This window comes from Arsenicicoccus sp. UBA2120 (genome assembly GCF_002330965.1).
Taxonomy (GTDB): Bacteria; Actinomycetota; Actinomycetes; order Actinomycetales; family Dermatophilaceae; genus Arsenicicoccus; species Arsenicicoccus bolidensis.
In genome coordinates this window covers 422-11,449 of record NZ_DCYC01000003.1, presented here as the reverse complement: position 1 = coordinate 11,449, position 11,028 = coordinate 422, and the positions used below count along the sequence as shown (strand labels likewise).

The window sequence follows — 11,028 nt, the reverse complement described above, 5'->3', positions numbered from 1 at the left end:
CTCGATGTGAGCGACCTTGGCGGGCACGCCGTCCTTGTCGTGACGACGGAAGTCGATCACGCGGTAGGCGCGCTTGTGGCCACCGCCGATGTGGCGGGTGGTGATGCGGCCGCTCGAGTTGCGTCCACCGCTCTTGGGCAGCGGGCGCACCAGCGACTTCTCAGGTGTGCTGCGCGTGACCTCTACGAAGTCCGCGACGCTCGAGCCACGACGACCCGGCGTCGTGGGCTTGTACTTACGGATAGCCATGTCTGATCCCTCAGTGTCCTAGTCGATCCTCGGTCGCCGGCGTCAGACGCCAGCGCCTCCGAAGATGTCGATCGACCCTTCCTTGAGGGTGACGATCGCGCGCTTCGTGTCCTTGCGCTTGCCGAGGCCGAACCGCGTGCGGCGGGTCTTGCCCGGGCGGTTGAGCGTGTGCACGGAGTCCACCTTGACCTTGAAGATCTGCTCGATGGCGATCTTGATCTCGGTCTTGTTGGCCCGGGGGTCCACCACGAAGGTGTACTTGCCCTGGTCCATCAGTCCGTACGACTTCTCGGAGACGACCGGCGCGAGCAGGATGTCGCGGGGGTCCTTGATGGTGCTCACTTGGTGTCCTCCTCAGCCTTGGCGGCCGCCGGGGTGCCCTTGGCCAGGAAGGCCTCGAGAGCGCCCTGGGTGAAGACCACGTCGTCCGCGCAGAGCACGTCGTACGTGTTGAGCTGGTCGGCGACCAGGATGTGCACGTTGGCGATGTTGCGGACGGACGCCATGCCCAGCGTGTCCTCGCGCTCGATGACGACGAGCAGGTTCTTGCGCCCGCTGATGCCACCGAGGACGTTCGCGGCCACCTTGGTGGACGGCGCGTCACCCTCGACGAGGGAGGACAGGACGTGGACGCGACCGTGACGAGCGCGGTCCGAGAGGGCGCCACGCAGGGCGGCGGCCTTCATCTTCTTGGGGGTGCGCTGCGAGTAGTCACGCGGCACGGGCCCGTGGACGACGCCACCGCCGGCGAACTGCGGCGCACGCGTCGAACCCTGACGGGCGCGACCGGTGCCCTTCTGGCGGTACGGCTTGGCGCCACCGCCGCGCACCTCGGCGCGCGTCTTGGCCTTGTGCGTGCCCTGACGAGCGGCGGCGAGCTGGGCCACCACGACCTGGTGGATCAGCGGGATGTTGGTCTGGACGTCGAAGACCTCGGCCGGCAGCTCGACGGAGCCGGCCTTGGCGCCCTTGGCGTCCAGGATGTCGATGGTCGTCATGTGGATCAGGCCCCCTTGGCGGCCGTGCGCACGAGGACCACGCCACCGCGGGGACCGGGGACGGCACCCTTGATGATCAGCAGGCCCTTGTCGGCGTCCACGGCGTGGATCGTGAGGTTCTGGGTGGTCTGGCGCACGCCGCCCATGCGGCCGGCCATGCGCATGCCCTTGAAGACGCGACCCGGGGTGGAGCAGCCACCGATCGAGCCCGGCTTGCGGTGGTTGCGGTGCGCACCGTGGGAGGACGAGACGCCCTTGAACCCGTGGCGCTTCATGACGCCCGCGAATCCCTTGCCCTTGGTGGTGCCCGTGACGTCGACGTCCGAGCCGACCTCGAAGGCCTCCGCCGTGATCTCCTGGCCGACGGAGTAGTCCGCGGAGTCGGAGGTGCGGAGCTCGACCAGGTGGCGGCGCGGCGACACACCGGCCTTCTCGAAGTGGCCGGTCATGGGCTTGTTGACCTTGCGCGGGTCGATCGCGCCGAAGGCGATCTGGACGGCCTGGTAGCCGTCCTTCTCGGCGTCGCGGACCTGCGTGACGACGCAGGGGCCCGCCTTGATGACCGTGACGGGGATGAGGCGGTTGTCCGCGTCCCAGACCTGGGTCATGCCGAGCTTCTCGCCAAGGACGCCCTTGACGTTGCGCTCGATAGCAGCGTTAGTCATGTCGGGTTCCTCAGAGCTTGATCTCGATGTTGACGTCCGCCGGCAGGTCGAGACGCATCAGCGAGTCGACGGCCTTGGGCGTCGGGTCGATGATGTCGATGAGACGCTTGTGCGTCCGCATCTCGAAGTGCTCGCGGCTGTCCTTGTACTTGTGGGGCGAACGGATGACGCAGAACACGTTCTTCTCCGTCGGGAGGGGCACGGGGCCCACCACCGTCGCGCCCGCACGGGTCACGGTGTCCACGATCTTGCGCGCCGAGCTGTCGATGACCTCGTGGTCGTACGACTTAAGCCGGATGCGGATCTTCTGTCCCGCCATCGCTTCGTTGACTCTCTCTCGTCTGTCCTGCTGGTCTGTGGCCGATCCAGTCGTCCTCCGGCCCCCGCGGTCGGGCGTGTCGCACCCGCTTCGCGGCACGAGCGCACGCAGGATCTGCGGGCTAACCCGTGATGGGGCCGGTCCGTCTGGGCCGGGGCTCGAGCTCCCCCGCAGGGAAGTCACAGGCCATCAGCCAGTCCGAGGACCGTCCGGTGGTGCTAGTAACCTCTCGCGAGGGACGGTGGCGCCGACATGTCCGTGAGGACAGGCGTCGACCACGCGTCAAGCAACCTGTCTAGTCTGACAGATCGACGAGCAGGATCCAAATCCTGGGACGCCCGGCGGAGCGGGTCCCAGCACCGGCGCCAGCCGACACGCCGTCACCGTCCTCTCTCGTCCGTCTGGGAGCATGGGGGCCATGCCCGGAACCGACCCCGCTTCGTCCTCCTCGGCGCTGCGCCCAGCGCCGGCGACGGCCCTCACCGGGCTGACGGCCCGTGACGCCACCGCGCGGGAGCAGGCGGTCGCCGATCTGCTGCGCGAGGCCGGAGCGATGGGACGCAAGGAGCGCCAGGCGCTCGGCAACCAGCTCGTGGAGCTGTTGCAGGCCCCCGACGCCCACACCCGGTCCTTCGCGGCGGTGCCGCTGGCCTACCTCGCTCACGCGCACGCCTGGCGGCGGGCGTGGACCGAGCCCTTCCTGACCTGGTGGGCGGAGGAGCCGGACCAGCGTGGGTACGACGCCCAGCTCGGCTGGGTGCACGCCGTGGCGCACGGCGCCGACGTGGTGGGGGTGCTCGGCGAGACGGGGACCGTGCCGGCGGCGCAGCTGCTCGCCGCGGTGTCCCGCAGGCTTCTCCACCCGGCGTCCACCGTGTGGCGCGACCAGGAGGAGGACCGTCTGGCGCTGGCGATCGCGCAGGTGCTGCTGCAGGACGACCTGACCGAGAAGGTCGCGACCCGGTGGATCAAGGAGCTGACGCCCAGGGTGGGCGACCCCACCGTGCCGATACCGGCGCACACCATCAACACCTGTCGCACGCTGCGCAGCCTCTACGTCCTCGTGGACGGCCGGGTCCCCGCCGAGCGTCCTCGCTCCGTCAAGCACGCGGGACGGGTGCAGCAGCACATCAGGTCCCTGCTCGAGGCCGTCGAGCCGTGGCTCGCACCGCAGGGCTGACGCGAGCCGTCGCCCTGGCGGCAGCCCTCTCGATCGGGGGGTGCCAGGGCGGTCAGCAGCCAGCAGGTCCGGTCGGGTCCGCGCCGGCGACCCTGGCGTCCCCCTCGACCGGGGGCCGGGCACCCGCCGGCCCGGGCCTGGTCTCGAGCAGCGGGGACTCCCCCGCCGCGACCTGTCGCCACGCCGTGCCGTCCGCTGCGCGCCTCACGCCCGGGCAGGACCTCGTCGAGGGCCTGTCAGGCACCTGGGTCGTGATCGCCGACGGCGACATGGTGTCCGGGTGGCAGGTCACCCCGGAGGGCGCTCGGCTCTCGGTCCAGGACGGTCGTGCCTGCTCCGACCGGGCAGGCACCCGCGTGGTGCGCACGACCTCCACCCTCGTGGACCGGGCGCGCTGGGTGCGACGGGGCACCGTGCGGTCGCTGCAGGTGACGCCGTCATGGGTGGCGCGCTCGTGGCCGGGCGCCACGGAGGCCCTCGTCACCCGGCTGCGCTCCGCCTACCCGGAGATGACGCGCCCGGGGATGGCTGACCAGCTGCGCTGCCACATGGCCTTCGCCGCGAGCAAGGAGCGGTGGAACCTCGAGCCGGGCAGGCCCGACGTCGGCTACCCGGCGACCGTCGCGGCGGGCTGCAACCCGGGCGACCTCGTCGACCCCGACGGACGCTGAGTCCGTCGCCCGGTCGACATCCCCCTCATCGTCCGGGGAAGGCCGGCTTCTCCTTGGCCACGAAGGCCCGCACGCCCTCGACCTTGTCCTCGGTCTCGAAGGCCCGGCGGAAGGCCTGGGCCTCACGATCCAGACCCTCCGGCACCGGGAGCGGAGCCACCTCGGACATCAGTGCCTTGCAGGCGGCGACCGCCACAGGGCTCTTTGTCGCCAGCTCGGCGACGGTGGCCTTGGCGCCCTCGAGCAGGGCGGCCGGGTCGGCATACACGCGATTGACCAGGCCGATGCGCAGGGCCTCGTCGGCCTTGACCATGCGCCCCGTGAAGATCAGCTCGCGAGCCATGGCCGCACCGACGCGCCGCGCCATACGGACCGATCCCCCGAAGCCTGGCACGAGGCCGAGGCTGACCTCAGGCTGGCCGAACCTGGCGTTCTCGGAGGCATAGATCCAGTCGCAGGCCATGGCGAGCTCGCACCCACCACCGAGGGCGAAGCCGTTGACGGCGGCGATGACCGGCAGCGGCAGTGCCTCGAGCCGCTCGGTGACTCCCTGCATCCGGCGCGAGTAGGCCTCCCCCTCGTCCGGGCTCATGCTCTGCATCTCGACGATGTCCGCCCCCGCCACGAAGGCCTTGTCCCCCGCCCCCGTGACGATGATGCCCTTGACGGGCCAGCGGCCGGCGGAGCCCACCTGGGACTCGACCGCCACGGTGAGGGCCTCCAGGTCGGCGATGACCTGTCCGGCCAGGGCGTTCATCGCCGACGGGCGGTTGACGGTGACGACGAGCGCGTCGCCGTCCTGCTCGACCAGCAGGGTCTCGAAGGTGCCGAGGTCCATGGGACTTCCTCCAGTGGTGGGGTGCGCGGGATGCCGGTGCCCAGCCTGCCGCATGGTGGCGGGTATGACGAAGGCGGGGCCCGGACATGATGTCCGGACCCCGCCTCGAGATCGCTCCCGCAGGAGCTCAGATCACTTCAGGATCTTGGTGACCTGACCCGCACCGACGGTGCGGCCACCCTCACGGATGTTGAACTTCAGGCCCTCCTCCATGGCGATGGGCTGGATGAGGTCGACCTTCATCTCAGTGTTGTCGCCGGGCATGATCATCTCGGTGCCCTCGGGGAGGTGGACGACGCCCGTCACGTCAGTGGTACGGAAGTAGAACTGGGGACGGTAGTTGTCGTAGAACGGCGTGTGACGGCCACCCTCGTCCTTGGACAGGATGTAGACGCTGGCCTCGAACTCGGTGTGCGGGGTGATCGAGCCGGGCTTGCAGACGACCTGCCCGCGCTCGACGTCCTCGCGCTTGGTGCCGCGGAGCAGCAGACCGACGTTCTCGCCCGCACGACCCTCGTCGAGGAGCTTGCGGAACATCTCGATGCCGGTGACCGTGGTCTTCTGCGTGCGCTCCTGGATGCCGACGATCTCGACCTCCTCGTTGACCTTGAGGATGCCGCGCTCGATACGACCGGTGACGACGGTGCCACGACCGGTGATCGTGAAGACGTCCTCGATCGGCATCATGAACGGCTTGTCGGTGTCGCGAGCGGGCTCCGGGATGTACTCGTCCACGGTGTTCATGAGCTCGAGCACGGACTTGCCCCACTCGGGGTCGCCCTCGAGCGCCTTGAGCGCGGAGATGCGCACGACCGGCAGGTCGTCGCCCGGGAACTCGTACTCGGACAGGAGCTCACGGACCTCCATCTCGACGAGCTCGAGGATCTCCTCGTCGTCGACCATGTCGGTCTTGTTGAGCGCCACGACGATGTAGGGGACGCCGACCTGGCGGGCCAGGAGGACGTGCTCCTTCGTCTGCGGCATGGGGCCGTCGGTGGCGGCGACGACCAGGATCGCACCGTCCATCTGAGCAGCACCGGTGATCATGTTCTTGACGTAGTCGGCGTGACCCGGGCAGTCGACGTGCGCGTAGTGACGACCCTCGGTCTGGTACTCGATGTGAGCGATCGAGATCGTGATGCCGCGCTGACGCTCCTCGGGAGCCTTGTCGATGTCCTCGAACGCGAACTGGGGGTTCAGGTCCGGGTACGCGTCGTGCAGAACCTTCGAGATCGCAGCCGTCAGCGTCGTCTTACCGTGGTCGATGTGACCAATGGTGCCGATGTTGACGTGCGGCTTGGTCCGCTCGAACTTAGCCTTCGCCACTGGGGGTCCTCCTCAGGACTTCTTTGGTGTTACGCCGTACGACCAAGCAGGACGTGGCGTCGTCTGTCAGGGATGGTGCTTGTTTGAGACGCAATCCGGAAGTCTAGCGGGCAAGCCGCCAGACCTCCGAATCGGTTACTCGCCTCGGGTCTTCTTGATGATCTCCTCCGCGACGTTCTTGGGAACCTCGGCGTAGGAATCGAACTGCATCGTGTAGTTGGCGCGACCCTGGGTCTTGGAACGCAGGTCGCCAACGTAACCGAACATCTCGGACAGCGGGACGAGAGCGCGAACGATCTTGGCGCCGCTGATGTCCTCCATGGCCTGGATCTGGCCACGGCGGGAGTTGAGGTCACCGATCACGTCGCCCATGTAGTCCTCGGGCGTACGCACCTCGACGGCCATCATGGGCTCGAGCAGGGCCGGGTCGGCCTTGCGGGAAGCCTCCTTGAACGCCATCGAGCCGGCGATCTTGAACGCCATCTCCGAGGAGTCGACGTCGTGGTAGGCACCGTCGAGCAGGGTGGCCTTGACGCCCACCATCGGGTAGCCGGCGAGGACGCCCTGGTTCATGGCCTCCTCGATGCCGGCGCCGACCGACGGGATGTACTCGCGCGGGACGCGGCCACCGGTGACCTTGTTCTCGAACTCGTACATCTTGCCCTCGGACGTGTCCATGGGCGCGAAGGTCAGCTGGACCTTGGCGTACTGGCCCGAACCACCCGTCTGCTTCTTGTGGGTGTAGTCGTACTTCTCGACGGCGCGACGGATGGTCTCGCGGTAGGCGACCTGCGGCTTGCCGACGTTGGCCTCGACCTTGAACTCACGACGCATGCGGTCGACGAGGATGTCGAGGTGGAGCTCGCCCATGCCCTTGATGATGGTCTGGCCGGTCTCCTCGTCGAGCTCGACGCGGAAGGTCGGGTCCTCCTCGGCGAGCTTCTGGATGGCCGTGGAGAGCTTCTCCTGGTCACCCTTGGTCTTGGGCTCGATGGCCACGTTGATGACCGGCTCGGGGAAGGTCATGGACTCCAGCAGGACCGGCTGGTCCTGGGCCGCCAGGGTGTCGCCCGTCGTCGTGTCCTTGAGACCGATCATCGCGTAGATGTGGCCCGCGGTCGCGTGGTCGACGGGGTTCTCCTTGTTGGCGTGCATCTGGAAGAGCTTGCCGACGCGCTCCTTCTTGCCCTTGGTCGCGTTGAGCATCATGTCGCCCTGCTTGACCTCGCCGGAGTAGACGCGGACGTAGGTGAGGCGGCCGAAGAACGGGTGCGACACGACCTTGAAGGCCAGCGCCGAGAAGGGCTCCGAAGCGTCGGAGTGACGCTCGATGATCTTCTCCTCGTCCTTGGGGTCGTGGGCCTGGATGGCCGGCACGTCCAGCGGCGAGGGGAGGTAGTCGACGATCGCGTCGAGCAGGGGCTGCACGCCCTTGTTCTTGAACGCGGTGCCGCACAGGACGGGGTTGACCTCGCCCGCGAGGGTGATCTTGCGGACGGCCGCCTTGATCTCCTCGGGCGTCAGCTCCTCGCCACCGAGATACTTCTCCAGCAGCTCCTCGTCGGACTCGGCGACGCGCTCGACGAGCTTGCTGCGCCACTCCTCGGCCTTGTCGGCGAGCTCGGCCGGGATCTCCTCGATCTCGTAGTCCTGACCGATCTTGACGTCGCCGTGCCACACGAGCGCGCGGTTGAAGACGAGGTCGATGACACCGACGAAGTCGCTCTCGGAGCCGATCGGGATCTGCAGGACCAGCGGCTCCGCGCCGAGGCGGTCCACGATGGTCTGCACGGTGTAGTAGAAGTCCGCGCCGAGCTTGTCCATCTTGTTGACGAAGCACATGCGTGGGACCTGGTACTTGTCGGCCTGGCGCCACACGGTCTCGGACTGCGGCTCGACACCCTCCTTGCCGTCGAACACCGCGACCGCACCGTCGAGGACGCGCAGCGAGCGCTCCACCTCGACCGTGAAGTCGACGTGCCCGGGGGTGTCGATGATGTTGATCTGGTGGCCCTCCCAGAAGCACGTCGTCGCGGCGGACGTGATGGTGATGCCGCGCTCCTGCTCCTGCTCCATCCAGTCCATCGTCGCCGAGCCGTCGTGCGTCTCACCGATCTTGTAGTTGATGCCGGTGTAGAACAGGATCCGCTCGGTCGCCGTCGTCTTGCCGGCATCGATGTGGGCCATGATGCCGATGTTGCGGACCTTCTTCAGGTCCGTCAGGACGTCGAGTGCCACGTCTGTTTTCTCATCTCTTCGAGTCGGTGATGAAGCAGGCCGGGTGGCTCCGCGATCGGGAGGCCCGGTGGTGCCGGCGACCCAGGTGGTGCCCGGGTCGCCGGCGTGCAGGTCTTACCAGCGGTAGTGCGCGAAGGCCTTGTTGGACTCGGCCATCTTGTGGGTGTCCTCGCGACGCTTGACAGCGGCGCCGAGGCCGTTGCTGGCGTCGAGGATCTCGTTCATCAGACGCTCGGTCATGGTCTTCTCGCGACGCTGGCGCGAGTAGCCCACGAGCCAGCGCAGGGCCAGCGTGGTGGAACGGCCGGGCTTGACCTCGACCGGGACCTGGTAGGTCGCGCCACCGACACGGCGGCTCTTGACCTCGAGGGCCGGCTTGACGTTGTCCAGGGCGCGCTTGAGGATCAGCACGGGGTCCGAGCCGGTCTTGTCGCGGCAGCCCTCGAGGGCGCCGTAGACGATGTTCTCGGCGATGGACTTCTTGCCGTCCAGCAGGATCTTGTTGACCAGCTGGGTCACGAGCGGCGAGCCGTAGACCGGGTCGACGACGAGGGGGCGCTTCGGAGCGGGGCCCTTACGAGGCATTACTTCTTCTCCTTCTTGGCGCCGTAGCGGCTGCGAGCCTGCTTGCGGTTCTTGACACCCTGGGTGTCGAGCGAGCCGCGGATGATCTTGTAGCGGACGCCGGGAAGGTCCTTCACACGGCCACCACGCACGAGCACGATCGAGTGCTCCTGCAGGTTGTGACCGACACCCGGGATGTAGGCCGTGACCTCGATGCCCGAGGTCAGCTTCACGCGAGCGACCTTGCGCAGCGCGGAGTTCGGCTTCTTGGGGGTGGTGGTGTACACGCGGGTGCAGACGCCGCGGCGCTGCGGGCTGCCCTTGAGGGCAGGGGTCTTGCTCTTGTCGACCTTGTCCTGCCGCCCCTTGCGGACGAGCTGGTTGATGGTTGGCACGTAGTCTCCGTACGTATCTGATGGTCAGCCCCACCGGTCTCCCGGCCGGACTCCTTGTCATGCCGCTCGCCGTGACCCGAGGTCGGGCGTGTCGAGCGGTGCCCCTCCCCGCACTCCCCCGACCAGAGGTCGTGGGCGCCAGGCAGAGGGTGTGTGGTCATCCCCCGAGCCGCCCCGGGGGCCATCAGCCCCCGTGGCCCGCTCGGTGGAGAGGGCACGCAGTGTCCGTGTCAAGCACGACACAGTGGACAAGATTACCGCGATATCACGGAGCGCTCCAAATCACCGACCACCGCTCCCCACCCGGCCCCCGCTCACGCCTCGCTCGCCCACGAGATCGTGAGCGTTTCGTCCAGGATTCTTGGACGAAGCGCTCACGATCGCTGGGGCACGACGAGGTGGGGGCACGACGAGGTGGGGGCACGACGAGGTGGGGGGATGCGAGGGTGGCGACGAGGTGGAGGGGCGTCAGCAGCCGACGAGCGAGGGCCGTAAGGCGGAGCGCCCATGGCGGACGTGGTAGAGGTCAGCGGCGCCGGGCCCGCAGGACGATGGCCGCCAGGACCGCCACCAGCAGGACCAGACCCCCGACGAGGAGCAGCTCGGGCAGGCTCACGGCCATCGGCGACGAGCCGCTGCTGCTCGTGCACTGCTCCACGCCGTCCAACAACGTGCAGTGCTGGCTCGCCGTCGTCTGGAAGACCGCGAAGCCGCTCACCACGACGACGCACAGCCCCGCGAGCATGAGCACCCCGGCCGCGACCACCCACGCCCCCAGGGTGGACGCGCCGGCGCGGCGGCGATAGGACCGAACCGCCCACCAGGTCAGGCCCGCCACCGCCAGCGACAGCAGGATGGGCACGACGAGCCCTTCAGCCCCCACATAGGCAGCGCCGCCGGCGGCGACGACGAACGAGGCCAGGACGAGGACGAAGGCGTACGGCGCGAACAGCGCGGCCAGCAGGAGGATCACCACCTCCCAGCCCGGGATGCCGTCGCCGGGGCGCGAGGCGTTCCCGTCGAGGCGGGCGGGCCCCTCGGCATACTGCGCGGCGTAGACCCGGGGAGGCCCGAAGGCATCCACCGGCCGCTCCCCCGTGTAGGTGACGTGCGACTCCACCTCGGCGACGATCTGCTCACGCTCCTGCGGAGCCACGCCCGCCCGGTCCAGAGCTTCGCGCAGCTCGGTGACATAGCTGCGCAGCTCGAGATGGTCGACCATCATCGGGACCTCCCTGCCCCTGGGGAGAGGATCGTGGTGATCCGCTCCGCGAACCGTGACCATCCGTGGGCCCCCGACTCGAGCGTCCGTCTGCCCGCATCGGTGACCGCGAAGTACGTGCGGGCCGGCCCCGACTCCCCCGCCCGCCAGGTGGAGGTGACGAGACCGTCCTTCTCCAGGCGGTTGAGGAGCGGATAGATCGTGCCGCCCTTGAGGTCCGGCAGGCCGGCCTCGTCGAGCGCCTGGAGCAGGACATAGCCGTAGGCCTCGCCCTCGCGCGCCAGCACCGCCAGCACGGCGAGGGGCGGGGCGGACAGGCTGGGACGGGGACGCAGCGGCGCGGGCCGGCTCCCAGAAGGAGCC

At 68.6% G+C, this 11,028-nt stretch carries 13 protein-coding genes and 1 pseudogene; 2 read left to right on the top strand and 12 right to left on the bottom strand.

Annotation, left to right across the window (positions count from 1 at the left end; all coding sequences use genetic code 11):
- From B2P18_RS00180 to rpsJ, 5 genes and pseudogenes are all read right to left on the bottom strand, one after another.
- Positions 1-249 (bottom strand): annotated as a pseudogene (locus B2P18_RS00180) (50S ribosomal protein L2); the annotation flags it as partial.
- A 42-nt stretch (positions 250-291) separates the two neighbouring features.
- Positions 292-591, bottom strand: coding sequence for a 50S ribosomal protein L23 (gene rplW / locus B2P18_RS00175; protein WP_019286353.1), 300 nt, complete (start codon positions 589-591; stop codon positions 292-294).
- Positions 588-1,247 (bottom strand): 50S ribosomal protein L4, encoded by a 660-nt coding sequence (rplD, locus tag B2P18_RS00170; RefSeq protein ID WP_029211828.1) that lies wholly within the window; start codon positions 1,245-1,247, stop codon positions 588-590. Before rplD ends, rplW begins: the two co-directional genes overlap by 4 nt.
- Positions 1,248-1,252: 5 nt before the next feature.
- Positions 1,253-1,912 carry a 50S ribosomal protein L3 gene (gene rplC / locus B2P18_RS00165; RefSeq protein WP_051274124.1) on the bottom strand — a complete coding sequence of 220 codons (660 nt, stop codon included), beginning with the start codon at positions 1,910-1,912 and terminating at the stop codon, positions 1,253-1,255.
- Between the two features lie 10 nt (positions 1,913-1,922).
- Complete coding sequence (gene rpsJ, locus B2P18_RS00160; protein WP_012867945.1) at positions 1,923-2,231, bottom strand: 30S ribosomal protein S10; 309 nt, start codon at positions 2,229-2,231, stop codon at positions 1,923-1,925.
- Between the two features lie 418 nt (positions 2,232-2,649).
- Here rpsJ and B2P18_RS00155 point away from each other — a divergent pair, with 418 nt between their 5' ends.
- Together B2P18_RS00155 and B2P18_RS00150 are read left to right on the top strand one after the other, a co-directional pair.
- Positions 2,650-3,411: a DUF2785 domain-containing protein gene (locus tag B2P18_RS00155; RefSeq protein WP_286955236.1), complete on the top strand. Its 762-nt coding sequence runs from the start codon at positions 2,650-2,652 to the stop codon at positions 3,409-3,411.
- A complete protein-coding gene (locus B2P18_RS00150; RefSeq protein WP_286955235.1) occupies positions 3,390-4,082 on the top strand; it encodes a DUF2599 domain-containing protein in 693 nt (230 codons plus the stop codon). The genes B2P18_RS00155 and B2P18_RS00150 overlap by 22 nt, the downstream gene beginning before the upstream one ends.
- A 25-nt stretch (positions 4,083-4,107) precedes the next feature.
- On the opposite strand, the gene B2P18_RS00145 is transcribed toward B2P18_RS00150, so the two are convergent.
- The 7 genes from B2P18_RS00145 to B2P18_RS00115 form a co-directional block, all read right to left on the bottom strand.
- Positions 4,108-4,920: an enoyl-CoA hydratase-related protein gene (locus B2P18_RS00145; RefSeq protein ID WP_286955233.1), complete on the bottom strand. Its 813-nt coding sequence runs from the start codon at positions 4,918-4,920 to the stop codon at positions 4,108-4,110.
- A 132-nt stretch (positions 4,921-5,052) separates the two neighbouring features.
- Complete coding sequence (tuf, locus tag B2P18_RS00140) at positions 5,053-6,246, bottom strand: elongation factor Tu (protein WP_029211823.1); 1,194 nt, start codon at positions 6,244-6,246, stop codon at positions 5,053-5,055.
- Between the two features lie 135 nt (positions 6,247-6,381).
- A complete protein-coding gene (gene fusA, locus B2P18_RS00135) occupies positions 6,382-8,484 on the bottom strand; it encodes an elongation factor G (protein ID WP_286955230.1) in 2,103 nt (700 codons plus the stop codon).
- 114 nt (positions 8,485-8,598) lie between these two features.
- The gene (gene rpsG, locus B2P18_RS00130; RefSeq protein WP_019286361.1) at positions 8,599-9,069 is read right to left on the bottom strand and encodes a 30S ribosomal protein S7; all 471 of its coding nucleotides are present in this window, start codon (positions 9,067-9,069) and stop codon (positions 8,599-8,601) included.
- Positions 9,069-9,443, bottom strand: a complete 375-nt coding sequence (gene rpsL, locus B2P18_RS00125) for a 30S ribosomal protein S12 (protein ID WP_019286362.1) — start codon at positions 9,441-9,443, stop codon at positions 9,069-9,071. Before rpsL ends, rpsG begins: the two co-directional genes overlap by 1 nt.
- Positions 9,444-9,969: 526 nt before the next feature.
- Positions 9,970-10,668: an HAAS signaling domain-containing protein gene (locus tag B2P18_RS00120; RefSeq protein ID WP_286955227.1), complete on the bottom strand. Its 699-nt coding sequence runs from the start codon at positions 10,666-10,668 to the stop codon at positions 9,970-9,972.
- Positions 10,665-11,028 (bottom strand): PadR family transcriptional regulator (locus tag B2P18_RS00115; protein ID WP_349677477.1); only part of this gene is annotated, 364 nt, incomplete at its 5' end. The genes B2P18_RS00115 and B2P18_RS00120, both read right to left, overlap by 4 nt.